This is a genomic window from Arthrobacter sp. 05N425 (assembly GCF_056397125.1).
Genome location: NZ_JBFTMU010000002.1, coordinates 239,410 through 266,200, shown reverse-complemented (window position 1 = coordinate 266,200; position 26,791 = coordinate 239,410). Strand labels below are relative to the sequence as shown.

Sequence of the window (26,791 nt, the reverse complement as noted above, 5' to 3'; positions counted from 1 at the left end):
CGGGGAAGCCGCCCAGTCCACCAGGCTTGCCCATCCCACGCCCCGGCCGGACAATCCGCGGGCTCCGCCGCTCCGAACATCCAGTATGAAGACGCCCAGCACCCCGCAGCCCGGCACTACCCCGCGGCCCGGGAACCAGAGAAGGAAGCGGCCCGCACTCTTCTCCGGCCCCACCGCCCTGGCCGCGCTGGCCGGGGTAGTCTCGGCCGCCGTCGTGCTGGCCGTCGCGGAGCTGATCGGCGCCTTCTTCACGGCCCGCGCGACGCCGCTGATCGCCCTGGGCTCGACCTTCATCGATTTCACCCCGCCGTGGATGAAGGACTTCGCCATCGCAACCTTCGGCACGAATGACAAGGCCGCCCTGTTCGTGGGGATGGGCCTGACCATCCTGCTGCTGGCCTGCGTGCTGGGCATCGTCGCCTTCCGCAAGTGGGCTCTGGGCGTGGCCGGCGTGTTGCTGCTGGGCGCGGTGATCGTGGCCAGTGTGGTGACCCGGGCCAGTGTGAAACCGCTGGACGCCATCCCTTCGCTGATCGGCACCGTGGCCGGCCTGGTTGTGCTCCGGTTCCTGATCAGCAAGCTGTGGCGGACCCGGGAATGGCCGGAGGTGGCGTCGGACCTCGGCGCCAAGGAGCCGGACCGTCCCGCCACCAGCCGCCGCGCCTTCTTCACCGCCAGCGGCATCACCGCCGTCGCTGCCGCCGCAGCTGCAACGGGCGGACGGCTCCTGAGCGCCGCCCGCAGCAACGTGGCCCAGGCCCGCGAAGTCCTGCAGCTGCCCGCCCCCGCCAAGGCCGCCGCCGCCGTGCCCGCCGGCGTCCAGTCCAAGGCCCCCGGCGTCACCCCGTGGCTCACGCCGAACAAGGATTTCTACCGGATCGACACCGCGCTCAGCGTGCCGGAAATCGACGCCCGGTCCTGGGAATTGCGGATCCACGGCCTGGTGGAACAGGAAGTGCGGCTCAGCTTCCAGGACCTGCTGGATGCGCAGTTGATCGAATCCCACGTCTCGCTGACTTGCGTCTCCAACCCCGTCGGCGGGAACTTGGCCGGCAACGCCAAATGGCTGGGCATGCCCATTCGTGACGTGCTGAAGATGGCCCGGCCCAAGGATGGCGCGGACATGGTGCTCTCCACGTCCGTCGACGGGTTCAGCGCCTCCACGCCGCTGGAGGTCCTGCAGGATGACCGCGACGCGATGCTGGCGATCGGCATGAACGGCGAGCCCCTTCCGCTGGAGCACGGCTACCCGGTCCGCATGGTGGTCCCCGGGCTGTACGGCTTCGTCTCGGCCACCAAATGGGTGGTCGACCTGGAAGTGACCCGCTTCGCGGACAACAAGGCCTACTGGACGCAGCGCGGCTGGTCCGAGCGCGGCCCGATCAAGACCATGGCCCGGGTGGAGGTCCCCAAGTCCTTCGCCAAGGTCGCCGCCGGAAAGGTCGCAATCGGCGGCACCGCCTGGGCGCAGACCCGCGGCATCACCAAGGTGGAGGTCCAGATCGACAACGGCCCGTGGACGGCGGCCGTGCTCTCGGCGGAGGCCTCCGTGGTGACCTGGCGGCAGTGGTCCTTCGACTGGGAGGCAACCCCGGGACCGCACTACATCAAGGTCCGCGCCACCGACGGCACCGGCGAGGTCCAGACGGACAAGCGCGCCGATCCCGTGCCCGACGGCGCTTCCGGCTGGCAGTCTGTCATGGTCACCGTGGAGTAACCGGGCTGGGCCCGCAACGCACCATAGACTTGCAGCATGCCCTTGAACCCGCATGCCACCTTCACTGTTGAGTCCGCCGTCGAACTGGCAGTTGTTGAACGCAGCGGTTTCATCGAGTCCCGCCACATCGGCTCCGCCGTCGTGATGGCCGCGGACGGCAACGTGGTCACCGAACTCGGCGACATAACGACGCCGATCTACGCGCGCTCCACGCTCAAACCCCTGCAGGCGCTCGCCTCGATGCAGTCCGGCGTTCCGCTGCGCGGCGCCCAGGTGGCGATCGCCTGCGGCAGCCACGTCGGCTCGCTCGACCACATGGACGTGGTGGAGGGCATGCTGAAGGCTGCCGGCGTCAAGGAGGACCAACTCCAGTGCCCCGCCGCCTGGCCCGAGGACGAGACGGCCCGGACCTGGCTGGTTCAGACGGAGCGCGGAAAATCCCGGCTGGCTTTCAACTGTTCCGGGAAGCACGCGGCTTTTCTGTGGGCCTGCACGGAGAACGGCTGGGACACGCACAGCTACCTGGAACCCAACCACCCCCTGCAGCAGCGCATCCGTTCCGTGATCGAGGAGTACTGCGGCGAGCGGATCGCCCACCTCGGCATCGACGGCTGCGGCGCCCCGGTGGCCGCCGTGTCGCTCACCGGCCTGGCCCGTGCCTTCTCGCGGCTGGCCAAGGCTCCGGGGGACAACAACTCCAACGCCCGCGCCGCCACGATCGCGACGTCCATGCTGGACTACCCGTGGGCCGTGCAGGGCCGGGGCCAGGCCAACACGATCGTGATGGACGAGCTCGGAATCATCGCCAAGATCGGCGCCGAGGGCGTGCTGGTCATGGCCACCCCGAAGGGCGTCTCGGTGGCGATCAAGGTCCTGGACGGCAACGTCCGCGCCACGACGCTCGTGGGCCTGACCCTGCTCGCCGCCGCGGGCGCCGTCGAGATCCCGGAGGTTTCTTCCGTGCTGGAAAAGGTGGTTGACCCGGTGCTGGGCGGCGGCCGGCCGGTCGGCAAGATCCGCCTCGGCCACGCCGTCTCGGCGCTGCTGGACTAGGCCGTGGCTGTGTCACGGCGCCGGATCCCCGTGGATGAGGGCCGCGCGGCGCTGGCCGCCTGGCGCGACGCTGCCGCGCCCGAGCCCTCCGGCGCCGCTGCGCCTGAGGTCCCGGCAGTACCCCGCAATACGCTCGCGACGGCGGTGCGCTACTCCCTTGAGGAAGTCACCGCCCGGGCCCCCGGCAACTCGGTGGAGGTCCGCGTGCCGCCCTTCGGCGTCACCCAGTGCGTCGAGGGCCCGCGCCACACCCGCGGCACTCCCCCTAACGTCATTGAATGCGACGCCGCCACCTGGCTTGCCATGGTCACCGGCCGACTCAGCTGGGCCGACGCCGTCGAATCCGGCCGGGTGGCCGCCTCGGGGCTGCGGGCCGACCTGTCCGGGCTGCTGCCGCTCTAGGCACGCCGGGTAGGCCAGGCGCCAGCGGCACGAGGCCCGCCCTAACGAGTCAGCCGCGGCCGATGAACGGCATCCCGGCGGCCGTGATGACGAGGGATCCCACACTGGCGGAGGCAGGCATGCCGGCCATCAGCAGCACGGCGCGGGCCGCGTCCTCGACGGGGAACGTCGGCTCCGGCCGGCGGCTGCCGTCGGCCTGGAGCGCGCCGTCGCCTACGCCAATCTCGTCCAATAGCTCCGTCGCGGCGTTGCCGATGTCGATCTGCCCGCAGCTGATGCCGAAGCCGCGGCCGTCGAGGTCAATGCTCTTGGTCAGCCCGGTAATGGCGTGCTTGGTGACCGTGTAGGCCACGGTGCGGGGGCGGGGTGAGTGCGCCGCGATGGAGCCGTTGTTGATGATCCGGCCGCCCTGCGGCGATTGCGCCTTCATGGCCCGGACCGCGGCGGCGGCGCACAGCATGGAGCCGGTCAGGTTCACGGCCACCGTGGCCTCCCAGTCCTCGACGCTGATCTCGTCCACCGAGGCCGCGGGGCCGAACACGCCGGCGTTGTTGAACAGCACGTCCACCCTGCCCCACTGCTCAAGCGCTACGGCGAAGAGCCGTTCGACGTCGCCGGGCCGGGAGATGTCGCAGGGAAACGCGAGCGCCTGCGCGTGCCCGGCCGCGGTCTCCAGCAGCGGTTTCTCCCGCCGGCCGGCCAGCACCACGCGGTAGCCGTCGGCCAGCATGAGCCGAGCCACCGCCCGCCCGATCCCGGAACCCGCTCCGGTGACGACGGCGACCCGGCCGAGGTGGCGCTGGTGTGTCATGCGGGGCTCCTAGGGTGGCGTGGTCGATTCCGGTCCCGGACAGCCTATGCCGAGATGGCACGTCGCGGCAGTGCCCGGGACAAACATTGCCGCGATCTGCCATCTCTCGGCCCTGCAGGGGCTTGCGCCAAGACGTAGAGTGAAGCGTGGCAACCACCGCGGGCGAAGCCTTGCTGGCCTATCTTGGACAGCAGCTCGCTGAACTGCGCCAGCATGCGCCCGGAGTCCGGTCGAAGCAACCCGAAGCCGTCCATCAGATGCGTGTTGCGGCGCGCCGCCTCCGCTCGCTGCTGGCTTCGGGCCGGCCGTTGTTCGACGACGACGCGGTGGAACCGCTCCGCGCCGAACTGCGGTGGCTCTCGGGACTGCTCGGGGCGGCCCGAGACCCTGGCGTGGTCCACGAAAGGCTGGCCACGCTGCTCGCCCAGGAGCCCGAGGCGCTGCGCTCGCTGTCCGGGCCGCAGGGCCCGGCCGCCATCCGGATCGACGAGGAGCTCGACGCACTTGAGGCCGCCGGGTTCGAAGCGGTCCTCGAGGCGCTCGGGAACGAGCGCTACCCCCGTCTGCTGGCGGCCCTGGACCAATTCCTGGCCGACGCGCCCCTGTCGCCGAAGGCCGCCGGCGCTCCCGGGACGAGGTTCGGCAAGCTGGTAGCCAAGGACCGGCGTCGTTTGAAGCGCGCGGTGAAGGCCCTTCCACCCACGGCCGACGACGGCGGCGCCGCCCGGAATGCGGGCCTGCATGAGGTCCGCAAAGCGGCAAAACGGCTGCGGTACTCCGCGGAGCTGGCCTTGTCACTGCCGAAGGTGGCCCCCGATGGATTGGCGCCGGACAGGAAGAAGCGCCGCGGCGCGAGGCGGTTGGCCAAGTCGGCCCGGCGGATCCAGCAGCTCCTGGGCCTGCACCAGGACAGCGTCGTGGCCCGCGAACGGCTGGCCGAGCTGGGCGGCCGGGCGCTGCGCAGCGGGGAGAACGGCTTCAGCTACGGCAGGCTGCACGCCAAGGAAGAGCACCTGGCGGCCGCCTCGGAGCGGGCCTTCCTGAAGCTCTGGAGGAAGTTTCCCGCCCGCTGAGGCGGCCGCGGGGCTCACCGCCAGGTCCGGTCAGGGCTTCAGCACCACCTTGATGCAGCCGTCCTGCTTCTTCTGGAACTTCTCGTACATCGCGGGGGCCTCATCCAGGCTGGCCTGGTGGGTCACGAGGTCCATGACACCCAGCGGGTCCGCGTCCGACTCCACCAGCGGCAGCAGGTCCTCGGTCCAGCGCCGGACGTTGCACTGGCCCATTCGCAGCTGGATCTGCTTGTCGAACATGTGCATCAGCGGCATCGGGGAGGCCGTTCCGCCGTACACGCCGCTGAGGGAGACGGTGCCGCCGCGCCGGACTGCGTCCAGCGCTGTGTGGAGCGCGGAGAGCCGGTCCACCCCGACGGTCTCGAAGGCCTTCTGGGCCAGCTTCTCCGGCAGCAGCCCGGCCGCGTGCTGGGCGAACGAGGCCACGGGCGAGTCATGGGCTTCCATCCCGACGGCGTCCACCACCGAATCGGCACCCCGGCCCTGCGTCATGGAGCGCAGTTCGTCGGCGACGCCCTTGGAGTAATCCAGGGTCTCGATGCCGTGCCGTTCCGCCATCGCCCGGCGCTCGGGCACCGGGTCGACGCCGATGACGCGCAGGCCGAAGTGCTTGCCGATCCGGGACGCGAACTGTCCCACCGGCCCCAGGCCCATCACCGCGAGGGTGCCTCCCTCGGGCACGTCGGCGTACTTCACGCCCTGCCAGGCGGTCGGCAGGATGTCCGAGAGGAAGAGGTAGCGTTCGTCCGGGAGTTCCGCCCCCACCTTGATGGGTCCGTAGTCAGCGTGCGGCACCCGCAGGTACTCCGCCTGCCCGCCCGGCACGGAGCCGTACAGCTCGGAGAAGCCGAAGAGCGAGGCTCCGGAGCCCTTTTCCTTGACCTGCGTCGTCTCGCACTGGGACTGCAGGCCCTGGCTGCACATAAAGCAGTGGCCGCAGGAGATGTTGAACGGGATGACCACGCGGTCGCCCTTGGCCAGGTTGGTGACGGCGCTGCCCACTTCCACGACGACGCCCATCGGCTCGTGGCCGATGATGTCGCCCTTGTGCATGTAGGGGCTGAGGACTTCATAGAGGTGCAGGTCGGAGCCGCAGATCGCCGTCGACGTGATGCGCACGATCGCGTCGGTGGGTTCCTGGATCACCGGGTCGGGAACTTCTTCAACGCTCACAGAACGTTTGCCCTGCCAAGTAAGTGCCTTCATGTGCTTGCCTTTCGGTCGCGGTCTGGAGGGGAAAATTTGGAAGGAAGAGTCGGAGCGCAGCCCGGCAGGGCCGGTGGTTCAGCTGCCGCGGACGCGCGCGGCCAGCTTGCCGATGGCACTGCCGGCGAGGTTGTCCAGCAGCGCGCGCGGGCTTTCATAGACCTCCACGGCGCCGGCTTCGCGGAGTTCGGCTTCGCTGGTGCCCCCGCAGGTGAGCCCGATCGCCGGGATGTCCAGCTTCCCGGCAGCGTAAATATCCCAGACGGCGTCCCCCACGTATACGGCGTTGCCGGCGGGGACGCCGACGGCCTTGAGCGCCGCGACGAGGATGTCCGGCGCGGGCTTGCTTTCCTTCGCGTCAGCCGAGCTGGTGGCGGCGTGGATGTAGGCGTCGGCGTCGATGGTGGTGCGGAGAATCTCCAGGTCGCGGTCCCTTGCCGAGGACGCGAGGGCGACGGCGAGGCCGGCGTCGAAGCATTGCGCCAGCAGGTCCCGGGCGCCGTCGAGCCGCCGGAGCGAGGGCCAGAAGGTGGAGAACACCGCGGCGTGGGAGGTCATGATGTCGGCGTCGCCGAACGTGTCGCGGTCTTCCGGCAGCAGGCGGTCAAGGATCCTGTCCCCGCCCATTCCCACCGAGCGGTGGATGCTGGCCATCGGCACGTCGTAGCCGGCCTGCCGGAAGGCCTGCCACCACGCGAGCGTGTGGATGTAGGAGGAGTCGACCAAGGTTCCGTCGACGTCGAAGAGGACTGCGGCCTGGTGCTGCCCGGCCGACGACGGGTCAGTGGTGGGCACGGGTGCGCTTCGTGGCCGCCAGGGTGCCGCCGGAGAGCGAGGAGCCGCGTCCAGTGCCGCCGCCGGTCCGCCGCTTCGCCAGCGAGGCCATCACTGCGGACTGGCCGTCGCCGCTGCGGTCACGGATCAGGCCGGTTCCGGCGATCTCCCGCGCCTGGGCAATCCCCGCCACGGCCGCGCGTTTGGTGGGGAACGTGACCGAGACGGCCATCAGGCCGCCGGCAGCGTCCATCATCCGAATCCGGTAGCCGCCGTCGGGCGCATCCACGAGCTCGAAATATCCAGCCATTGCATACTCCTTCAATCCTGCACCCCGTGCGGGGATATTAGTAAGTATACTTATCTAAGCTCTGGAAGAAAGTCCGGCGGCCGGTCCCGGTCCGGCGGATTTCGCCGCCGTCAGCCGGTGCCAGGGCACCGTTGGAGCATGCCGTCAGTGGCCGTCGGCCTGCAGTTCGAGTGCGCTGCGCACCAGTGCGAAGTGGCTGAAGGCCTGCGGGGTGTTCCCCAGTTGGCGCGCCTCCTGAACGTCCCATTCCTCGCTCAGCAGCCCGACGTCGTTGCGCAGCGCCAGCAGCCGTTCGAACAGCTCCCTTGCCTCGCGGCGCCGGCCCGCACCCAGCAGCGCCTCCACCAGCCAGAACGAACACGCGAGGAAGACGCCTTCGCCGCCCGGCACGCCGTCGTCGCTCTGTTCCTGCCGGTAGCGCAGCACAAAGCCGTCATGGGTGAGCTCCCGCTGCACCGCCTCGATGGTGCCGACCACCCGCGGATCATCCGGAGCCAGGAACCCCACGCGCGGGATCAGCAGCAGGCTGGCGTCCAGTTCGGGCCGGCCGTAGGACTGGACGAAGGTGTTGCGTTCGGCGTCGAAACCGTTGGCCATCACGTCGGCGTGGATCGTGTCGCGGAGCGCTTCCCAGCGATCCGCCGGGCCGGGGAGGCCGGAATCCCGGACGCCCTTGACCATGCGGTCCGCCGCCACCCAGGCCATCACCTTGGAGTGGGTGAAATGCCGGCGCGGTCCGCGCATCTCCCAGAGACCGTTGTCCGGCCGGGTCCAGGCGGTCTCCAGATGCTCCATCAGCGCCACCTGGACGTCCCAGGAGTCATCGCCGTCGTGCAGCAGTGAACTCCGGGTCAGGGCCAGGCAGTCCAGGACCTCGCCCCAGACGTCCAGCTGCAGTTGCCCGGCTGCGGCATTGCCGATCCGCACCGGCGCCGACCCCTCATAGCCGGCCAGCCAGTCCAGCGTCATTTCCGGCAGCCTTCGCTCGCCGTGCAGGCCGTACATGATCTGCAGATCGGCCGGATCCCCCGCCACCGCGCGCAGCAGCCAGTTACGCCACGCGGCGGCCTCCTCCGAGTAGCCCGAGGCGAGCAGGGCCTGCAGCGTCAGGGTCGCGTCCCGCAGCCAGCAGTAGCGGTAGTCCCAGTTGCGTTCCCCGCCGAGCTCCTCCGGCAGCGACGTGGTCACGGCTGCCACGATGCCGCCGGTCGGGGCGAAGGTCAGGGCCTTGAGGGTGATCAGCGAGCGCAGCACGGCATCGCGGTACGGGCCGGTGACCCGGCACTTGGCCGACCACTGTTGCCAGAACGATTCGGTGGCTTCAAGCACGCCTTCCGGATCCACCTTGCGCGGGCGGCCGAGGTGGCTGGGTGCCCAGGTCAGCACGAAGGGAATGCGCTGGCCTGCCTTGACGGTGAAGTCGCTGGCGGTCTGCATGTGCTCGCCCCGGAGCGGGGCCTCGGTGACCAGGTATGCGGCGTCGGGGCCGGCCACGGCGTGGATCCCGTGCTCGTCGCGGCGCACCCAGGGGACGATGTGGCCGTAGTCGAAGCGCAGGGCCAGCTCGCCGCGCATCCGTACCGTGCCGCGGATCCCCACCACGATCCGCACGATGTCCGCCGCGCCGTCGCGGGGCGACATGAAGTCGATCACCTTGACCTTGCCCTCATCGGTTTCCCATTCGGTTTCCAGGATGAGGGTGTTCTTGCGGTAGTGCCGCCGGGTGCATTCGCCGCCGGACGCGGGCGCGAGCAGCCAGCGGCCGGCCTTGGGGCTGTCCAGCAGGGCGTTGAAGCAGGCCGGCGAGTCGAAGCGGGGCAGGCACAGCCAGTCGATGGAGCCTTCCGTGCTGATCAATGCGGCGGTGTGCAGATCGCCGACCATTGCGTAATCCTCGATACGTGCCATGGGTCTTACAGTGCCACACGCCGTGCTGGCGGCCGAGGACGACGTGGCAGATTGCGGGGCGGATTGCGGGGCGGATGTCGCTGCGCGGGCACCGGATGTCGCTGCGCGGGGCAACGGGTTCCGCTGCGTGGGGGCTGGGACGGGCGGCCTGCCGGCACTAGGATCCCAACATGCCGGAACAGGACTACGGGGTACACCGCCACGGCGTGGCGCACATCGGAACCAGCGGCTGGAGCTACGACCACTGGGAGAACGTGCTCTATCCGCCCGGGCTGCCGGCACGGGACCGGCTGGCCCATTACGCATCGCGCTTCACCACGGTGGAGCTGAATGCGAGTTTCTACCGCTGGCCGCGGGAGAGCTCCTTCGCCGGGTGGCAGCGCCGCCTGCCGGAGGGCTTCACCATGTCCGTCAAGGCGCCGCGGGGCCTGACCCACGGCAAGAAACTCTACGGCCCGGAGGTCTGGGCGGAGCGGATCACCCGCTGCTGGCACGAACTCGGTGACAAGCGGGCCGTGCTGCTGGTCCAGCTGCCGCCGGATTTCGCGCGCGACGACGCCCGTCTGGGCTACTTCCTGGCCGCCCTGCCGGAGTGGATCCGCGTGAGCGTGGAGTTCCGCCACCCCAGCTGGGACCACCCGGCGGTCTATGAGCTGCTCGAACGGCACGGCGCTGCCTACTGCGTCATGAGCGGCGCGCAGCTGCCGTGCATCCTGCGTGCTACCGCCGGGTTCGTCTACGTCCGGCTGCACGGGCCCGACCGGGACCACCTCTACGCCGGCTCCTACTCCGACCAGGAACTTGGCTGGTGGGCGGAACGGACCCGCGAGTGGCTGGCGTCGGGCAAGGACGTCTACGCCTATTTCAACAACGACGGCGGCGGCAACGCCGTGCGCAACGCCACCAGGCTGCGTGAACTGCTGGGCGACGCCTGACCGGCGGACCAATCGCCGGCAGGACGCGCCGCTGTGGGAGAGTGGAGTTATGGAATTGGCCTCGCAGGAACCAGCGCAGCAACCGCAGCCGGACAGGAAAGTCTCGGGCAGCCAGGCCTTCCGGCTGGCCCACTGGGTCTCGGACTCGGTCAACCACCTCCGCCTGAAGGCAGCCAGGCGCTGGAAGTTCAGCCCGCAAACCATCGCCTACCAGGGCTACGGCTCCACCGAGTGGGTCCGGGTACTGGGCCGCGTCCTGCTCACGAGCAAGCCCACACCCGGCAGCCGGGCGGAGCAGGCGGCGCAGAACGGCAACCAGAATGTCCGCGGCTGGCGCGCGTTTACGTCTGTCCCGATCCAGTTCATTGAGGTGGAGATCGAGATCGGCGGCATCACCACCCGGGTGCATGCCGACCGCGGTGGCATCGTGGACACCGTGGTCCCGGTTTCACTTACGCCCGGCTGGCACCGCGCCGTGCTGCGGGCCGAAGGGACCGAGCCTGCGGAGGCGATGATCTATGTCATCTCCCCGGACACCACCCTTGGCATCGTCTCGGACATTGACGACACGATCATGGTCACGGCACTCCCCCGGCCGTTCCTGGCCCTGTGGAACACCTTTGTGCTCAACGAACGGGCCCGGATGGCGACCCCGGGCATGGCCGTCCTGATGGACCGGCTGCTGGTGGAACACCCCGAGGCGCCGGTGATCTACCTGTCCACCGGCCCTTGGAACGCCGCCCCGACGCTGGCCCGCTTCATCACGCGCAACATGTACCCCTCCGGAACCCTGCTGCTGACCGACTGGGGCCTCACCCACGACCGCTGGTTCCGCAGCGGCCAGGAACACAAGCGCCGGAACCTGGAACTGCTGGCCAAGGAGTTCCCCAACATGCGCTGGCTCCTCTTCGGCGACAACGGCCAGCACGACGAGGCCATCTATTCGCAGTTCGCCCGGGAGCACGGAGACCGGGTCGCCGCGATCGGCATCCGCCAGCTCTCCACCGGCGAGGCCGTGCTGGCGGGCGGACATTCCGAGACCGGCGACCACACGGGCTCCAGCGTCCCGTGGGTCTACTCGCCCGACGGCGCCGGCATGGCCAAGCGCCTGCAGGAGCTGGAGATCCTCTAGCCGGCCGCCGGGGCTTCGGCCGCGGTTCCTGCTTCGGGGGTTTCGACGTCGGCGGTGGCGCTGTCCGCCGTGCCGCCGTCGCCCGCGACCATCGCAGCTGCCCCGGCGTCCCTCTTCCGGGCCGCCATGAGCTCCCGGATCCAGTAGTAGGAGGCCTTCGGCGTGCGGATCATGGTGTCACGGTCCACGTGCAGCAGGCCGAACTGCTGCTTGTAGCCGGCGGACCATTCAAAGTTGTCCAGCAGCGACCACACGTAGTAGCCGCGCAGCTCGATCGACTCTGCGGAGCCGCCGGGTGAGGTCGCCTCGATGGCCGCCCCGATGTGCTCGGCAAGGTACCGCACGCGGCGCTCATCCGGGACGATGAGGCGGCCTTCGGCGTCGTGGATCTCCAGATCCTCGAAACTTGCGCCGCCCTCGGTGATGTAGACCGGCGGCAGTTCCGGGTAGCGTTCGGCCATTTCCGCGAGCGCCACGGCCATGTAGTCGGGCTTGATCGGCCAGCCGTAGGCGGTGATCTCGGTGTCCGGGAAGCTCTCGATGTGGAACGGGGTTCCGGACCCGCCGCCGTTGAGGTCATTGCCCATGGCCTCGGCCATGCCCTGGGGCACGGTGCCCTCGCCGGGTCCGGCCGCCACCCGGGTGGGCATGTAGTAGTTCAGCCCGTAGAAGTCCAGCGGCTGCGAAATCAGTTCCATGTCCTCGCTGGACGGGCTGAAGGAGGAGAAGAAAGTGGCGGCCCTGATGGCGTCCGGATACTTGCCCAGCAGCACCGGGTCCGCGTACAGGCGGTTCTGGGCCATGTCCATCAGCCCGGCGCTGACCTTGTCCAGCGGGTTGGCCGAGGCCGGGACCATCGGTGAATAGACATTGGTGAGGCCGATTTCACCGGGCACCTTCGCCGCCCGCAGCGCCTGCATCGCGAGCCCGTGGCCCAGCAGCTGGTGGTGGACGCTCGGCAGCGCCTTGAGCATGTGCGCTTCGCCCGGGGAGTGCACGCCCAGCATGTAGCCGTTGGCACTCACCGTGGCCGGTTCGTTGATGGTCACCCAGCGGGCCACCCGGTCCCCGTAGGCCGCGGCGGCGATGGCGGCGAATTCCCCCAGCCGGTAGGCGGTGTCCCGGTTCATCCAGCCGCCGGCCTCGTCCAGCTCCAGCGGCGTGTCCCAGTGGTACAGGRTGGCCATCGGCGAGATCCCGTTGGCCAGCAGCAGGTCGATCAGGCGGTCATAGAAGTCCAGGCCCTTGGGATTCACCGGACCGCTGCCGCCGGGCTGGATGCGGGGCCAGGACAGCGAGAACCGGTAGGAATCGATCCCCAGCTCCTTCATCAGCGCCACATCTTCGGGCATCCGGTGGTAATGGTCGCAGGCCATGGCGGGGCTGTGATCATTGACGATCGAGCCCGGGGTAGCCGCAAAGACATCCCATCCCGAAGGTCCGCGCCCGTCCTCGTCCAGCGCCCCCTCGATCTGGAAGGCGGCGGTCGCCACGCCCATGGTGAAATCGGCCGGCAGCAGAGCGGCCAGATCGTGGGCGGAAGCATTCATTGGCGGATCCCCTATGCAGTTGCGCTGGTGGTTGATTGATTTTAGGCCCCGGCGGGCGCCCACGCCACAACCGGCGCCGGCACCTCCGCCGGTGTGTCCGGCGCCTCCGCCCCCTGAGCCCGGCGCCCTAGTAGGTGGACTCCTCCGGCCCGAAGAGGAACTCCTTGGCATGGGCGACGGCCTTCTTGAACGCGTCATTCCGCAGGCTCAGGAGTTGCTCCGCCTCGTCCGCCGCGGGCTCAAGGTAGCCGGTAAACCCGGGCCGGAGCACCCAGATGTCCCCGGCGGGCGGTAGATAGAACACCCCGAAGGAGCGGTGCTGGCTGTCCTCGGCGGCCCAGATGGGCACCACCGCCAGCGCGGCGCCGGTGTCCACATTGATCCACTGTGCGCGCGGAAGGGGCAGTTCGTGGGCCTCCGGGTCAAGGAAGGGCGCGGTTCCTTCGCCCCACCTCTCCTCGAACCGCTCGTGGAACGCGGGCATCAGGTGCGAATCGTAACGCCGCCATGCGCTCATGGCTATCCTCCATTTTCTTGTATTCCTGCCTGCTGCTTCCTGCCTGGTGCTTCCTGCCTGGTGCGGCACGCGGCACCGCCCCTGGTTCCCGCGTCACTCCGGCCCCCGCTCCCACCGCACCGGGGTCACGCGCAGCACCGGCTGCCCGCCTCGGTGGTGCCGCACCGGAATGTCCCGGCCGACGGCGGTGCGGCCGGCGGCGGTGCCCCCGGTGTCTGCCACGCGGGCCGGGCGGGCCGGCCGGGCCGCGGAACCGGCGGCGTCATAGGCGGCCCGCGCGTCAGGATTCCGCAGCACCGAGAACGACTCAAGGATGCGGCGCGCCTCCTCCCCGCCGTCAGACCCGGCGCCGGGCCGGGCATCCGGGCCGCCTCCGGACGCCGCACCGGCGGCCGCTTCGACGTCGGGATGGCGGCGGCGCATCAGCGCGCGGAAGGAGCGCTGGATCTCGGCCGGAGACGCATCCGGCGCGACGTGCAACGCGGCGTAGAAGCCGCGCGGGTCGCGGTTCATCGGCTCACCTCCTGGCTGGCCGGACGGGGCTCGGGCCGATCAGGCGGGGATCCGGCCGCACGTTCCGGCCGGCCGGATCCCCGCACCGCCAGCGGTCCGAAGCGTCCGCCGCCGGCGCTGTTACTTCCCGATCTCCTGCATCTTGTCCTGCGTGTGCGTGATTTCAATCTTCCGCGGCTTGGCCTGCTCCAACACCGGAATCCGGAGCGTCAGGACGCCGTCGGCGTAGCTCGCCTTGACCTTGTCGGTGTCCAGCGTGTCGCCCAGGATCAGCTGGCGGCTGAATACTCCGCGCGGCCGTTCCGAGGCGATCAATTCAACGTTGGGCTGCGTCGGGTCGCGCCGTTCGGCCCTGACGGTCAGGACGTTGCGCTCGATGTCGAGATCCACCGAGTCAACATTGACGCCGGGAAGATCGAACGCGACGACGAATTCGCCGTCCTCCTGCCACGCGTCCATCGGCATGGCGGCGGGCCGCGCCGCCGTTCCGAAGACTTGCTGGGTCAGCCGGTCCAATTCACGGAACGGGTCCGTACGCATCAACATCATTTCCCACTCCTTCATACGAGAGTCTTGAATCTTCCTGCCTATCCAGCCCACTCGGTTATCTGTGGTGGTGGATATAGATTTTTTATAGCACCAGTGCCAAACTGATGCAACAGGAAATTTTTCGACCACACGAAGGGACGTGAGCCATGGCGGAACGTGAAGCGGACGTCGGGGTGTACGCGATCTCCGTGGTGGCTCAGCTGGTCGGGACCGGGCCGCAGAACATCCGGCTTTACGAGCGCAGGGGACTCCTGACCCCGGACCGCACGGCGGGCGGAACGCGGCAGTACAGCGAGACGGATCTGGTGGTGCTGCGGCGGATCAGTGAGCTGCTGGACGAGGGGCTGAACCTCGCCGGCGTCGCCAAGGTGCTGGAACTGGAAACGGCTAATGCCAAGCTCCGTGCGGAGCTTAAACGACGCGGGGCGCGCTGACCGGCAGCGCGCCCCGTCTTCGCCGGCGCCTACTCCGCGCCGGTCTCCTGCTTGGAGAGTTCACCGGTGATCCGCTCGCCCGGGATCCTGGCGGTCCGCCAGGTGTCCAGCAGGATCACGGCGCCCAGGATCACGAACGAGATGGACAGCGAGGCAAGGGCATCGGTGGTCCAGTGGTAGCCGAGGTACAGCCGGCTGAGCGCGGCGAAGAAGATCCCGATGCCGGCTACGGCGAAGCCCGCGACGGCGGCTTTCGGGTTCTTGCGGCGGGAAAAGATCAGGAACGTGGTGATCAGCAGGAAGTCACAGGCGCCCAAGACGTGGCCTGACGGGAACGAGAACGTGGAGTCAGCCCCGAAGAGCATAAGGTCCACCGGCGGGCGCTGCCGGCCGACCGACCGGCCGATGATCTGGGCCAGGATGACCCCGGTCAGCATGCCACCGGCCAGCACCATCGGCCGCCAGGCGTGCTTGGCCAGCAGCCCCCACGCCACCGTGAACACCAGGATGATGATCGGCAGGCCGATGGGTCCGAAGACAATGGCCAGGATGATCATGATGGTCGTGGCCGGCTCCCCGCGCAGGGCCACGAGCCCGGAGCGCACCGGCTCGTCAACGGCGGTGATACCGCCGTGCTGCAGCACGCTAACCAGGATGGCAATGAACGCCACGACGCCGACGACCATAAGCCCGACGGCGATCCGGTACAGATTCCGCCGCGCATCCACGCTCATGTAGCGCTCCTCCACCACAAACTTGTCATGGAAGACCCGCCACCAGCCGGATTGCCCGGTTTTCTGCTCTGCCATTGCCGTATCCGCCTCTGCGCCGTGTGTGGACATTCCCAACGTGAAGAATATCCCGGTTCCCGCGCCGCGGGCGCGTCGGACCGGCAGCCGGTCCCGCGCCGTTCCCGCCGGTAGCCTGAACCCATGGGTGTCATGAACGAACTGATCAACCCCGGGGTGGTCGGCTCGCTGGGACGGATCCTTGCCGCTGCTTCCCCCGGCCGCCGCTTCCCGCAACTGGCCGGCACGGCCGGGCAGCTGGACGGGCTGGGCCTGCGCGAACGCACCGACCTGCTCAGCAGCGCCCTGCTCACCGATCTGCCCGCCGACTACACCGCTGCGGCGGCGGTCTTCCGCCAGGCGCTGAAGGACCCGGACTTCACCGGCTGGATGATCTGGCCGGTCAGCGAGGCGGCCGCCACCCTCGCCCTTGCCCGGAGGGGCCCCGCCGATTTCGAGGACTGCTTGTCGCTGCTCGCCGAGCTGACTCCGCGGCTCACGGGTGAATTCGCCATCCGGCGGCTCCTGGATGCGGACCTCGACCGGGCCCTGACGGTCATCCAGCGCTGGACCAGCCACCCCGACTGGCAGGTCCGACGGCTCGCCAGCGAGGGCACCCGGGCGTACCTGCCGTGGGCAATCCGTGTTCCCGGACTCACGGCCCGGCCGGCGGCAACCCTCCCGATCCTGGACGCCCTGTACCGCGACCCGGTCGAGGATGTCCGGCGGTCGGTGGCCAACCACCTGAACGACCTGGCCCGGCATGCCCCCGACGAAGTGGTCGCCGCCGCAGCGCGCTGGCTGGCGGAGCCGGACGCGAACACCGCCAGGGTGGTCCGCCACGGCCTGCGGACCCTGGTCAAGAAGGCCCACCCCGGCGCGCTGGAGTTGCTCGGCTTCGCGCCGGCGTCGCTCGCCGTGACGCCTCCCCGACTCGACCGCACCGTCGTGGAACTGCCGGGAGACCTGGGCTTCGATTTCGACGTCGCCAACACCGGCCCGGCGGAGGCCCGCATCGCCGTCGACTACGTGGTGCACTACGCCAAAGCCAACGGCGTCCTCGCGGACAAAGTGTTCAAGCTCGGCACGGCCGTCCTCGGGCCGGGTGAATCCAGGACATTTTCGAAGCGCCACGCCTTCCGCCAGATGACCACCCGGGTCCACCACCCCGGCGACCACGCGCTGCAGCCGCAGGTCAACGGGGTGCGCTATCCGGGGGCCGGTTTCACGGTGCTGACCTAGGCTCCGGAAACGGACGGCGGCGTGCCCGCGTGGTGATTTGACTCACATTTAAATCAGACGTTATCCTCGCTTCAGCCGTTGGCCCCGCGGCGACCACCTCCCGGAAAGACAGTGCGATGACGACAGCAAGCGAATGCATCGAGATCCAGGTCGACAATCGCCAACTCCTGGACGACCGGCTCAACGACGCCGTCCAGGGGCTGCAGCGGCTCGCCATGCTCACCGGCACCCACGGCATCCTGCTGACCCGGCACAAGCCGGGGCACTACACGGCCGCACTTTCGGACCAGGTCCCCTTCGGGATGACACGGGAAGTCGTCCGCTAGGCCGCGGGCGCGGCGGCCCGGGGACGACGCGCCCCGGCCGCTAACCAGACCAGGTCCCGGGCGGCTGAGCTGCGAATCGCCGCCCGGGACCTTTTTGGCTTCAGCGGCGGTTCACCAGCCGTGGCCAATCACCAGTCATGGACGGTGCCGTCGACGAGGCGGTTGTAGGGCAGGTAGGCCTGCTGGTACGGGTAGGCCGCGGCGGCCTCCTCGTTGAACTCGACGCCGATGCCGGGGGTCTCCCCCGGGTGCAGGTAGCCGTCAACGAAGGTCATGGACTGCTCGAAGACCTCGTTGGTTGCATCCGAGTGCTGCATGTATTCCTGGATCCCGTAGTTGTGGATGGCCAGGCCCACGTGCAGCTGCGCGGCGAACCCGACCGGGGAGATGTCCGTGGGGCCGTGGAAGCCGGACTTGATCTGGTACTGCGCGGCGAAGTCCATGACTTTCTTCAGCGGCGAGATACCGCCGAAGTGCGTGGAGGCGGCCCGGACGTAGTCGATCAGCTGTTCCTTGATGATGGTCTGGTAGTCGTACACGGTGTTGAAGATTTCACCGATGGCCAGCGGCGTGGTGGTGTGCTGCCGGACCAGGCGCAGCGCCTCCTGGTTTTCCGCCGGGGTGCAGTCCTCCAGCCAGAACAGGTCGTAGGGTTCCAGCGCCTTGCCCAGCTTCGCGGCCTGGATCGGCGTCATCCGGTGGTGCCCGTCGTGCAGCAGCGGGATTTCCGGTCCGAACTCGTTCCGGACCGCCTCGAACACCGTCGGCAGGTGCCGCAGGTAGGCGCGGGTGTCCCAGTCCTCCTCCTGCGGGAACGCACCGCGCCCGGCGGGTTCGTAGTCGTACCGCTCCCCCGAGGCCTGTGCCTGCGCCGCGACCCCGTACACGGCCTTGATGCCGGGCACGGCGGTCTGGATCCGGATCGACTTGTAGCCCAGCTCCAGGTGTTCGCGGACCGAGTCGAACAGCGATTCCAGGTCCGAGCCGGAGGCGTGGCCGTACGCGCGCAGGCCGTTCCGGGACGCCCCGCCCAGCAGCTGGTAGACGGGCATGCCGGCCAGCTTGCCCTTGATGTCCCAGAGCGCCATGTCGACGGCGGCGATCGCGGCCATTGTGACGGGGCCGCGGCGCCAGTACGAGGACCGGTAGAGGAACTGCCAGGTGTCCTCGATCCGGTGCGGGTCCTTGCCGATCAGCAGCTGCGCAACATGCTCCTTCAGGTACGCGGCGACGGCCAGCTCACGGCCGTTGAGGGTGGCGTCGCCGATACCGGTGACACCGTCCTCGGTGGTGATCCGCAACGTGACGAAGTTGCGGGAGGGGCTGGTCACAAAGACTTCGGCGGCAATGATTTTCACGGCTGGTCCAGGCTTTCGGTGTCGGTCGGGAGGGATTCCGGGATGGTTCCGGAAGGTTGGGGGTCTTAGCGCTGGGTGCTTCCGTCCGGGGCGGTATCCAGCAGCGCCAGTTCCGCGGCGCTGGGGAGGCCCTCGCAGTCACCGGCGGTGCTGACCGCAAAGGCGCCGGCGAGGGTGCCGCGCTTGAGGCGGGCGGCGACGTCGCCGCCGTCGAGCAGGGCGGAAAGATAGCCCGCGGTGAAGGCGTCCCCCGCACCGACGGTGTCGATACTGGTCACCGGCACGGCGGGGGCCTCCCAGCGGCCGGCTGCGGTGTGGACCCCGGCGCCGGCGGCGCCGCGCTTGACCACGACCTCCCGGACACCGCGCTCCAGGAGCTCGGCGGCCATGGCCAGTTCGGCGGCTTCGGGACATGCCCCGCTGCCGGCGTCCCCCAGGCCTGCGGCCCCCATGCCGGCGACCAGCCCGAGTTCGTCGTCGGAGGCGACCAGGACGGTCGCGTGCCGGGCGATCGGGGTGAGGACGGCGCGGGCCTCGTCACGGGACCACAGTTTGCTGCGGTAGTTGACGTCGAGGGAGACCGCCAGGCCTTCGGCTGCGCCGCGCGCGGCCGCGTATTCGACGGCACGCCGGGCATCCGGGCTCAGTGCGGCGGTGATACCGGTCAGGTGCAGGACGCGCGGGCCGGCGACGAAGGCCCGGTCCACGTCCTCGCGGCTGATCGTGGACCCGGCGGAACCGGCCCGGTAGTAGTAGGCCCGGCTGATGTCCGCCGTGCGCCGTTCCAGGAACATCACCCCGGTGGCCCGGGCCCCATCCACCCGGTGCTGCACCGCGATGCCCTCGGAGCGCAGCTGCCGGAGGATGAACTCGCCATGCGGATCCGCGCCGACGACGCCGGCCCAGGCAACACTGTGGCCCAGCCGGGCGACGCCGACGGCGACGTTGGACTCCGCCCCGGCCACGTGCATGCCGAGGCTGCCGCCGGCGGACAGCGGCCCCGCGGAGCGCAGCGAGACCATCGATTCGCCCAGGGTGAGCAGGTCGACGGTCACCGCGCAGGCTCCGCGGCCATCCGCCGGCCGTATCCGGACGCCAGGTCGACGAAGGCGCGGGCCCGTTCGCGCATCGGGGCAAGGTTCCCGCCCGAGCCGGCGTCGCCGAACAGCGGGCCGCCGAGTCCGACGGCGATAGCGCCGGCGTCCCAGTACCCGGCCGCCTCGTCGAGCCCGACGCCGCCCACGGCGATGAACGGGATACCGGGGAAGGGGTCGCGAAGTGCCTTGAGGTAGCCGGGACCGCCGATGGAGGCGGGGAAGAGCTTCACGGCGGTGGCACCGCGGTTCATCGCCTCGTAGGCCTCGCTGGGGGTGAGGGCCCCGGCCAGAACGGGGATCCGCAGGCGGGCGGCTTCCTGGATGGAGCTGGCGAGCGAAGGCGTCACCATGAACTGTCCGCCGGCGCCGGCGACGTCTTCCACGTCCGCGGCGGTGAGGACGGTGCCGGCCCCGACGAAGCAGCCGGCGGGTGCGGCGGCGCGGACCGTGCGGATCGCTGCCAGCGCGTCCGGGGTGGTCAGGGCGATCTCGACGTAGCGGAAGCCTTCCTCCATGGCCGCGAGGGCAGCCTTGGCGGCGGCCCCGCCGTCGGTGCCGCGCACGATCGCCACCAGGCGGGTCTCACGGATTCCGGCCAGCAGGTTCTCGGGGGTGGGTTCGGATGTCATCTCATTCACCATTCTGCGAAGGCGCCGTCGGGGTGGCGCCAGACCGGTCCGCGCCAGGCGTGGCCGCGCTTGTCCGCGGCACGGACCACGGCCTCGTCGATCTCGATGCCCAGGCCAGGCCCGGTCAGCCGTTCGATGTGGCCGTCGACGAATTTCAGCGGACTCTTGTCCACCACGTAGTCAAGGACCTCGGCGCCCTGGTTGTAGTGGATGCCGATGCTTTGCTCCTGGATCAGGAAGTTGGGCGTCGCGAAGCCCACCTGCAGGCAGGCGGCGAGTGCCAGCGGGCCGAGCGGGCAGTGCGGGGCCAGCTGGACCTCGTAGATTTCGGCGAGCGAGGCGATCTTGCGGACCTCGGTGATGCCGCCGGCGTGTGAGAGGTCCGGCTGGGCCACGGCGATGCCGGCCTGCAGCGCGGGCAGGAATTCCTGCCGGCTGTAAAGCCGCTCGCCGGTGGAGACCGGCGTCGTGGTCGATGAGGTGAACTCCCGGAGCAGGTGGGTGTTTTCCGGGACCACGGGTTCTTCGAGGAAGAAGGGCCGGTACGGTTCCAGCAGCGGCGCCACGCGCCGGGCGTTTGCCAGGCTAAAGCGGCCGTGGAAGTCGACGGCGACGTCGCGGTGGTCACCGAGCACCTCGCGGGCGGCGGCGACCCGGCGGACGACGCCGTCGAGTTCGGCGACGGAGGCGATCGGGCTCATCCGGCCGCTGGCGTTCATCTTCACCGCGGTGAGACCTACCTCCAGCTGGGCGCTGATCTGGTCCGCCACCTCGTTCGGCTCGTCCCCGCCCACCCAGCCGTACATCCGGATCCGGTCGCGGACGTGGCCGCCCAGGAGCTGGTGCACGGGGGTGTTGAAATGCTTCCCCGCGATGTCCCACAGCGCCTGGTCCAGACCGGAGACGGCGCTGGCCAGGATGGGCCCGCCCCGGTAGAAGGAGCCCTTGGTCATGACCTGCCAGTGGTCCTCGATCCGGAGTGCGTCGTTGCCGATCAGCAGCTCGGAGAGCTGGTCGACGGCGGTGCGCACCGTTTCGCTGCGGCCCTCGCAGCTTGCCTCGCCCCAGCCGACGATCCCGCTGTCGGTTTCGATCCGGACGAAGAGCCAGCGCGGCGCGACGAGGAAGGTTTCAATCCTGCTGATGCGTGTCATGTGCTGCCTAGCCCTTGGTCGCACCGGCGGTCAGACCGGAGACGATGTACTTCTGCGTGAAGAGCGCAATGATCATGATCGGGATGGTGACCACCGTGGCGGCCGCCATCAGCCCGCCCCAGTCGATGCTGGCGTAGGAGACGAAGTCGAAGATCGCCACCGGCAGGGTCTTGGTCTTGGAGCCGGAGAGCACCAGGGCGAACATGAAGTTGTTCCACGAGAAGATGAAGGACAGGATGCCGGCGGTGGCGATACCGGAGACGGACAGCGGCAGCGTGATGCGGCGGAACGCGCCGATCGGGGTGAGGCCGTCAACCTGGGCCGATTCCTCCAGCTCCAGCGGCAGCGAATCGAAGTAGCTCATCATGATGTAGACGATCAGCGGCAGCGCGACGAACATGTGGCTGAGGATCAGCACCTCGAAGCCGCCCACCATCTTCAGGTTGGAGAAGACGTAGTACCAGGGCACCAGCAGCGAGACGCCCGGGATGACGCGGGCCATCAGGACCACCAGGGCCGAGCGGTGCATGGTGAAGCGGCTCATCGCGTAGGCCGCCGGGACGCCGAGGACCAGCGACAGTGCGGTGGAGACGAACGCCACCCAGAAGCTGTTGAAGATGAAGACGAAGTAGTTGTTCCGCTGCAGCACGTTGGCGTAGTTCTCGCCAGTGGGAGTGAAGACGAACGACTTGGCCGTGTCGTAAATGTCCACGTTGGTCTTGAAGGACGCCAGCAGCATCCAGATCAGCGGCGCGACCAGGAACAGCACCACCGCGACCAGGGCGGCAACACGGAACACCTTGTAGGCGCGGGTGGCCAGCGGCTTGCGGCGGCGCGGGGCCGGTGCCTGCCGGGCGGCTGCGGTCCGGGATTGGGTGTCTTGGGTCTGGACGGTCATTTGCTTACCGCTTTCTTGCGCATGGTCAGCAGCCACATGGTGCCGATGATGATCATGAAGAACAGGATCAGCACCGCGGAGGAGAGCCCGTACTGGTTGTAGTCAAAGCTCAGGCCGTAGGCGTAGACGTTGAGGGTCTCCACCTCGTGGAAGGAGCCGCCGCCCTTGCCCTTGGTGGCGTAGAGGATGTCGAAGGTCTTCAGGGCGTCGATGCCGCGCAGCAGGATGGCGACGATTACCGTCGGCATCATCAGCGGCAGGGTGATGAAGAAGAAGCGCTGGGCGGCGTTGGCGCCGTCCATCCGGGCAGCCTCGTCCGGTTCCTCGGAGAGCGAGGTCAGGCCGGCAAGCAGGATCAACACGACCATCGGGGTCCACTGCCAGATGTCCATGAAGATCGTGGTGCCCAGGGCGGTGTCCTGGCCGGACAGCCACGGCTGCGGCGGGATGCCGATCATGCCGAGCAGCTGGTTGACGAAGCCGATGTTCGGGTCGAAGATCAGCCGCCACATCATGCCGACGGCCACCGGGGTGGCGACAAGCGGCAGCAGGATGGCGACCCGCACCCATTTTTCGCCGCGGAAGGGCCGCCACAGCAGCAGGGCGATGCCCATGCCCAGAACGACCTCGCAGACCAGGGCGACGCCGGTGAAGGACAGCGTGCGGCCGACGGCGGGCCAGAACCGTTCGACGTCGGAGAGTACCGTCACGTAGTTCTCCAGGCCGATGAACTCGGATGCGGCGCGGACCGACCCCTGCGAGTCCGTCAGGCTCAGGTACAGCGTCCAGGCCAGCGGAAAGATGATCAGGACGCCCACGAAGATCATGGCGGGCGCGGCGAAAAGCCACTTGCGGTGCCGGTTGGCCCAGGCGGAGAAGTTCTCCCCCGGGCCGGGCGTGCGGGCCGCGCTGCGGCCGGCGCCGCGGGTGGTGCCGCCGCGGGAGGTGTTCAGTACAGACATGGTTCACCTAAGGAGTTGGGGGTGAAGTGAAGAGCGTTGCCGCGGCGGGACGGCGGCTGGGCAGCCGTCCCGCCGGGCAGTGTTGCGTCAGGCAGTTTGCGTCACAGTTTGTGACGCAGTTTGCGAAGCAGTTGCGTCAGGCGCGGTGCGCCGGAGCGCTACTTCTTTTCGCTGTCCAGGAACTTCTGGAAGGCGTCGTTGGCGGTGTCAGCCGCTGCCGAGGCGTCGCCCCCGGTGATGGTGGCGACGATCGGGGCACCGACGATCTCGCGGGCCTTGCCCACGGTGACAACCTGGGGACGGTCGTGGCCCACACCGGCCTTGGCGCTGGCGGCGATGGCCTCGGCCAGGTCCTTCGGGTAGGTGGAGGTTCCGGCCGGGTCGGCCCAGACCGAGGCACGCGGACCGGGGACGCCGGCCTTCTGTGCTGCCAGCGTGCGTTCCTTGCTGGTGGCCCACTGGATGAACTTCCAGGCGTTGTCCTGGTTGCCGGACGCCTGGTTGACGGCCAGGCCCCACGACGGGATGTTGTACGGCTTGGAACCGGCGGGGCCGGCGGGCAGCTGGGCAAAGCCGACCTTGTCCGCGACCTTGGACTTGGCCGGATCGGTGGCGTTCTTGTAGAGCGAGTCCGCTTCGGTGTAGAAGGCGGCCTTGCCCTGGGTGAAGATTGCCATCGCCTCGGGCCAGCTCATGTCGGTGCTGACGTTCTTGGGGCCGTAGTTCTTGATCAGGCCGCCGTAGAAGGAGTAGGCCTTCTTCGCTGCGTCACTGCCGACGGCGGACTTGCCGTCGGCGTCGGTGAAGTCACCGCCGAAGCTGTAGAGGAAGCTGGAGAACTGGGTCACGGCCGCGGACTTGCCGGTGCGGGCCACGAAGCCGGCGGTGTCCGGGTTGGCGGCGGCGATCTTCTTGGCGGCGGCCTCGAGCTCGTCCATGGTCTTGGGGACCTGGATGCCGGCGGCCTGCAGCAGGTCCTTGCGGTAGTAAAGGACTTCGCGTTCGGTGATGATCGGGACGCCGACGACCTTGCCGTCCACCGTGGTGGCCTTGACGGGTCCTTCCTGGTAGTCCTTCCAGTCCCAGTTCGCGTCCGAGGAGACCTTGGACGTCAGGTCAGCGAGGTAGCCGTTCTTGGCGAACGCCTTGCCCTCCTGCAGCGGACGGTACATCATCACGTCGATCTCGTCGCTGCCGGCGTTGAGCTTGACGTTGTACTGGTCCGAAAGCTGGTCTTCGCCGAGCTGGGTGAGTTCGACCTTGAGGCCGGTCGCCTTTTCGAATTCCGGAATGGCGGCCTTGATGCCCTCGGTCCATACGTGGTTGGCCAGCGTGACCCGGACCGTGCCGGCGGCCTTGGCGTCGCCGCCACCGCCGCCGCAGGCGGTCAGCCCGAGCGACAGCGCCGCGGCTACGGCCGCGTACTTCACAATTGAACGTCGCTTCATTACGACTCCCTTGTCTTCAGGGCCGGATCAGGCTCCAGCCACCCGCGGATGCATCTTTACATCTGCTCTGGAGCGATCTTAGAGAAATAAAGCAGACTTAAACAACCCCTTGCGCCCACCCGTATGATTTATTCATGCAAACCCCAAAGGCGGAGTCTTCAGCAGACCTGCACTCCGTGCTCGTCCAGACCCTGGGGCTCGCTATTGCCGAGGGGAGCCTGGCGCCGCACTCGATCCTCCGCCTGGACGAGCTGGAGGCGCAGCACAGCGTGTCGCGCTCGGTGGTGCGGGAGGCCACCCGGGTGCTCTCCTCGATGGGCATGCTGGAATCCCGGCGCCGGCTGGGCACGGTGGTGCAGCCGGAGGAGTCCTGGAACCTCTACGACCCGCAGGTGATCCGCTGGCGGCTGGCCTCATCCAGGCGGGTGGACCAGTTGCGGGCGCTGAACGAACTCCGCGGCGCGATCGAGCCGCAGGCGGCCCGACTGGCGGCCGAACGGGCCTCCTGGGACACCGGCAGCGATCTCGTCGCCCAGGCCGCGCGGCTCTGGGCGGCCGGGCAGCGCGGGAACCAGGACGAGTTCCTGCGGCTCGACATCGAGTTCCATGCCTCCGTGCTCCGGGCCTCGGGCAACCCGATGTTTTCGCAGCTGCACAACTTGGTTGCCGAGGTCCTCACCGGCCGCACCGAGCACGGCCTGATGCCGCACCTGCCCCAGCACGAGGCGCTCCAGCTGCACGTGGACGTGGCCAGCGCCATCCAGCGCGGCGAGATGGACACCGCGCACGCGGCGATGCGCCGGATCGTGGAGCAGTCCACCGAGGAGATCGGCGACATCTGGTCCAGCCACCAGGGCGGTCCGGCCTAAGAACCACGACGCGGGGTCAGATACGGCCCATGTTGGGCCCCGGGATGGGCCGTATCTGACCCCGCGTTGTTCCCTAGCGGCCGCCCTCGAGCTTTCGGCTGCGCTGCTCCTGGGCCATGGGCCCGTACGGATAGACGCCGACGCGGGGCTGGCTGACCTCGGTCAGCCGATCCGTCTCAGCGTCGGTAAGCCGGAGGTCCGCTGCCGCCAGGTTGTCCGCGAGCTGCTCGGTGCTCCGCGCCCCCAGGATCACCGAGGTGACCGCCGGCCGGTCCGCCAGCCACGTGAGCGCCACCTGGGATGGGCTCACGCCGTGCCGCCCCGCCGTTTCCTGCACCTCGGCAATGACGTCCCAGGTCCGCGGGTCACCGTTGCGGGCCTCCCACGCCTCCATCCCGCGTTTGGGATTTTCGCCGAGCCGGGTGGCGCCGGCGGGCGGCTGGTCGCGTTTGTATTTGCCGGACAGCCAGCCGCCGCCCAAAGGCGACCAGGGCAGCAGGCCGATGCCGGCGTCGAGCGCTGCCGGGACGATTTCCGACTCGATCTCACGGACCAGCAGGCTGTACTGCGGCTGCAGTGTCACGGGCGCGCTCCAGCCCTGGGCCCTGGCCACGTGGACGGCCTTGGTCAGCTGCCAGCCCAGGAAGTTGGAGAAGCCGTAGTAGGCGATCTTGCCGCTGCTGACGGCGTCGTGCAGGAACCGGAGGGTCTCCTCCAGCGGGGTCACCGGATCCCACGCGTGCAGCTGGTAAAGGTCGATCTGCTCGACGCCGAGCCGGCGCAGCGAGTCATCCAACGCCCGGGCCAGGTGACGGCGGGAGGTCCCGACGTCGTTGGGTGCCTGGCCCATCGGGAAGCGTCCCTTCGTCGCCACGACGGCCCGGTCCCGGAGCTCGGGCCGTTCGGACAGCCACCGGCCGATGATTTCCTCCGACACCCCCGAGCTGTAAACGTCGGCAGTGTCGATGAAGTTGCCGCCGGCCTCGAAGTAGGCGTCCAGGATGGCGCGGGACTGCTCCTCGCTGGCCTCGGCGCCGAAGGTCATGGTGCCCAGCGCATAGTTGGAGACAACGGCGCCGCTGTTGCCCAGGGTGCGGTATTGCATGGAACTCCTCAGTGGTCGGTGGGGGTCAGGC

28 protein-coding genes are annotated in these 26,791 nt (G+C 69.0%); 10 read left to right on the top strand and 18 right to left on the bottom strand.

The window, feature by feature from the left end; genetic code table 11:
* The first annotated feature begins 85 nt into the window (after positions 1-85).
* From AC1DGE_RS04515 to AC1DGE_RS04505, 3 genes are read left to right on the top strand one after another with little or no spacing between them, the layout of a single operon-like run.
* Positions 86-1,717: a molybdopterin-dependent oxidoreductase gene (locus AC1DGE_RS04515; protein ID WP_476916984.1), complete on the top strand. Its 1,632-nt coding sequence runs from the start codon at positions 86-88 to the stop codon at positions 1,715-1,717.
* 36 nt (positions 1,718-1,753) lie between these two features.
* Entirely contained in the window at positions 1,754-2,770 is a 1,017-nt protein-coding gene (locus AC1DGE_RS04510) for an asparaginase (RefSeq protein WP_476916983.1), read from the top strand.
* A 3-nt stretch (positions 2,771-2,773) separates the two neighbouring features.
* Complete coding sequence (locus AC1DGE_RS04505) at positions 2,774-3,172, top strand: sterol carrier family protein (RefSeq protein WP_476916982.1); 399 nt, start codon at positions 2,774-2,776, stop codon at positions 3,170-3,172.
* 49 nt (positions 3,173-3,221) lie between these two features.
* Here AC1DGE_RS04505 and AC1DGE_RS04500 read toward each other — a convergent pair whose 3' ends face one another.
* Positions 3,222-3,983 (bottom strand): SDR family oxidoreductase, encoded by a 762-nt coding sequence (locus AC1DGE_RS04500; RefSeq protein WP_476916981.1) that lies wholly within the window; start codon positions 3,981-3,983, stop codon positions 3,222-3,224.
* Positions 3,984-4,129: 146 nt separating this feature from the next.
* On the opposite strand from AC1DGE_RS04500, the gene AC1DGE_RS04495 reads away from it, so the two are divergent.
* Positions 4,130-5,056, top strand: coding sequence for a CHAD domain-containing protein (locus AC1DGE_RS04495; protein WP_476916980.1), 927 nt, complete (start codon positions 4,130-4,132; stop codon positions 5,054-5,056).
* 30 nt (positions 5,057-5,086) lie between these two features.
* Here the strand turns inward: AC1DGE_RS04495 and AC1DGE_RS04490 are convergent, their stop codons facing one another.
* The 4 genes from AC1DGE_RS04490 to AC1DGE_RS04475 form a co-directional block, all read right to left on the bottom strand.
* The gene (locus AC1DGE_RS04490; RefSeq protein WP_476891987.1) at positions 5,087-6,262 is read right to left on the bottom strand and encodes a zinc-dependent alcohol dehydrogenase; all 1,176 of its coding nucleotides are present in this window, start codon (positions 6,260-6,262) and stop codon (positions 5,087-5,089) included.
* Between the two features lie 78 nt (positions 6,263-6,340).
* On the bottom strand, positions 6,341-7,057 hold the full coding sequence (locus AC1DGE_RS04485; protein WP_441416782.1) for an HAD family hydrolase: 717 nt from the start codon (positions 7,055-7,057) through the stop codon (positions 6,341-6,343).
* Entirely contained in the window at positions 7,044-7,346 is a 303-nt protein-coding gene (locus AC1DGE_RS04480; protein ID WP_441416781.1) for a YegP family protein, read from the bottom strand. Before AC1DGE_RS04480 ends, AC1DGE_RS04485 begins: the two co-directional genes overlap by 14 nt.
* Before the next feature lie 144 nt (positions 7,347-7,490).
* The gene (locus AC1DGE_RS04475; RefSeq protein ID WP_476891985.1) at positions 7,491-9,254 is read right to left on the bottom strand and encodes a glycoside hydrolase family 15 protein; all 1,764 of its coding nucleotides are present in this window, start codon (positions 9,252-9,254) and stop codon (positions 7,491-7,493) included.
* Between the two features lie 170 nt (positions 9,255-9,424).
* On the opposite strand from AC1DGE_RS04475, the gene AC1DGE_RS04470 reads away from it, so the two are divergent.
* Both AC1DGE_RS04470 and AC1DGE_RS04465 read left to right on the top strand, forming a co-directional pair.
* A complete protein-coding gene (locus tag AC1DGE_RS04470; RefSeq protein WP_441416779.1) occupies positions 9,425-10,189 on the top strand; it encodes a DUF72 domain-containing protein in 765 nt (254 codons plus the stop codon).
* Positions 10,190-10,238: 49 nt separating this feature from the next.
* Positions 10,239-11,321, top strand: a complete 1,083-nt coding sequence (locus AC1DGE_RS04465; protein WP_441416778.1) for an App1 family protein — start codon at positions 10,239-10,241, stop codon at positions 11,319-11,321.
* Here AC1DGE_RS04465 and AC1DGE_RS04460 read toward each other — a convergent pair.
* The 4 genes from AC1DGE_RS04460 to AC1DGE_RS04445 form a co-directional block, all read right to left on the bottom strand.
* A complete protein-coding gene (locus AC1DGE_RS04460) occupies positions 11,318-12,871 on the bottom strand; it encodes a glycoside hydrolase family 1 protein (RefSeq protein WP_476916979.1) in 1,554 nt (517 codons plus the stop codon). The genes AC1DGE_RS04465 and AC1DGE_RS04460 overlap by 4 nt on opposite strands.
* Before the next feature lie 127 nt (positions 12,872-12,998).
* Positions 12,999-13,388, bottom strand: a complete 390-nt coding sequence (locus tag AC1DGE_RS04455; RefSeq protein ID WP_441416776.1) for a hypothetical protein — start codon at positions 13,386-13,388, stop codon at positions 12,999-13,001.
* Between the two features lie 93 nt (positions 13,389-13,481).
* A complete protein-coding gene (locus tag AC1DGE_RS04450) occupies positions 13,482-13,901 on the bottom strand; it encodes a DnaJ domain-containing protein (RefSeq protein WP_441416775.1) in 420 nt (139 codons plus the stop codon).
* 120 nt (positions 13,902-14,021) lie between these two features.
* Complete coding sequence (locus AC1DGE_RS04445) at positions 14,022-14,447, bottom strand: Hsp20/alpha crystallin family protein (protein WP_441417825.1); 426 nt, start codon at positions 14,445-14,447, stop codon at positions 14,022-14,024.
* A gap of 149 nt (positions 14,448-14,596) precedes the next feature.
* Between AC1DGE_RS04445 and AC1DGE_RS04440 the strand changes: the two genes are divergently transcribed.
* The gene (locus AC1DGE_RS04440; protein WP_441416774.1) at positions 14,597-14,884 is read left to right on the top strand and encodes a MerR family transcriptional regulator; all 288 of its coding nucleotides are present in this window, start codon (positions 14,597-14,599) and stop codon (positions 14,882-14,884) included.
* A 29-nt stretch (positions 14,885-14,913) separates the two neighbouring features.
* Here AC1DGE_RS04440 and AC1DGE_RS04435 read toward each other — a convergent pair whose 3' ends face one another.
* Positions 14,914-15,693: a phosphatase PAP2 family protein gene (locus AC1DGE_RS04435; protein WP_441416773.1), complete on the bottom strand. Its 780-nt coding sequence runs from the start codon at positions 15,691-15,693 to the stop codon at positions 14,914-14,916.
* 123 nt (positions 15,694-15,816) lie between these two features.
* Here AC1DGE_RS04435 and AC1DGE_RS04430 point away from each other — a divergent pair, with 123 nt between their 5' ends.
* Complete coding sequence (locus AC1DGE_RS04430) at positions 15,817-16,914, top strand: DNA alkylation repair protein (RefSeq protein WP_441416772.1); 1,098 nt, start codon at positions 15,817-15,819, stop codon at positions 16,912-16,914.
* A 116-nt stretch (positions 16,915-17,030) separates the two neighbouring features.
* Complete coding sequence (locus AC1DGE_RS04425) at positions 17,031-17,240, top strand: hypothetical protein (protein WP_346957867.1); 210 nt, start codon at positions 17,031-17,033, stop codon at positions 17,238-17,240.
* Between the two features lie 128 nt (positions 17,241-17,368).
* Here AC1DGE_RS04425 and manD read toward each other — a convergent pair whose 3' ends face one another.
* From manD to AC1DGE_RS04390, 7 genes are all read right to left on the bottom strand, one after another.
* Entirely contained in the window at positions 17,369-18,598 is a 1,230-nt protein-coding gene (gene manD / locus AC1DGE_RS04420; RefSeq protein WP_346957868.1) for a D-mannonate dehydratase ManD, read from the bottom strand.
* 65 nt (positions 18,599-18,663) lie between these two features.
* Positions 18,664-19,653 carry a sugar kinase gene (locus tag AC1DGE_RS04415; RefSeq protein WP_441416771.1) on the bottom strand — a complete coding sequence of 330 codons (990 nt, stop codon included), beginning with the start codon at positions 19,651-19,653 and terminating at the stop codon, positions 18,664-18,666.
* Entirely contained in the window at positions 19,650-20,324 is a 675-nt protein-coding gene (locus AC1DGE_RS04410) for a bifunctional 4-hydroxy-2-oxoglutarate aldolase/2-dehydro-3-deoxy-phosphogluconate aldolase (RefSeq protein WP_476891983.1), read from the bottom strand. Before AC1DGE_RS04410 ends, AC1DGE_RS04415 begins: the two co-directional genes overlap by 4 nt.
* A 5-nt stretch (positions 20,325-20,329) precedes the next feature.
* Positions 20,330-21,478: a galactonate dehydratase gene (gene dgoD / locus AC1DGE_RS04405; RefSeq protein WP_441416769.1), complete on the bottom strand. Its 1,149-nt coding sequence runs from the start codon at positions 21,476-21,478 to the stop codon at positions 20,330-20,332.
* Positions 21,479-21,485: 7 nt separating this feature from the next.
* Entirely contained in the window at positions 21,486-22,376 is an 891-nt protein-coding gene (locus AC1DGE_RS04400) for a carbohydrate ABC transporter permease (RefSeq protein WP_441416768.1), read from the bottom strand.
* Entirely contained in the window at positions 22,373-23,338 is a 966-nt protein-coding gene (locus AC1DGE_RS04395) for a carbohydrate ABC transporter permease (protein ID WP_441416767.1), read from the bottom strand. Before AC1DGE_RS04395 ends, AC1DGE_RS04400 begins: the two co-directional genes overlap by 4 nt.
* Before the next feature lie 158 nt (positions 23,339-23,496).
* Complete coding sequence (locus AC1DGE_RS04390) at positions 23,497-24,786, bottom strand: ABC transporter substrate-binding protein (RefSeq protein WP_441416766.1); 1,290 nt, start codon at positions 24,784-24,786, stop codon at positions 23,497-23,499.
* 134 nt (positions 24,787-24,920) lie between these two features.
* Here AC1DGE_RS04390 and AC1DGE_RS04385 point away from each other — a divergent pair, with 134 nt between their 5' ends.
* Positions 24,921-25,655 carry a FadR/GntR family transcriptional regulator gene (locus tag AC1DGE_RS04385; protein WP_175323859.1) on the top strand — a complete coding sequence of 245 codons (735 nt, stop codon included), beginning with the start codon at positions 24,921-24,923 and terminating at the stop codon, positions 25,653-25,655.
* Between the two features lie 73 nt (positions 25,656-25,728).
* Here the strand turns inward: AC1DGE_RS04385 and AC1DGE_RS04380 are convergent, their stop codons facing one another.
* Positions 25,729-26,760, bottom strand: coding sequence for an aldo/keto reductase (locus AC1DGE_RS04380; RefSeq protein ID WP_441416765.1), 1,032 nt, complete (start codon positions 26,758-26,760; stop codon positions 25,729-25,731).
* Positions 26,761-26,791: the final 31 nt, after the last annotated feature.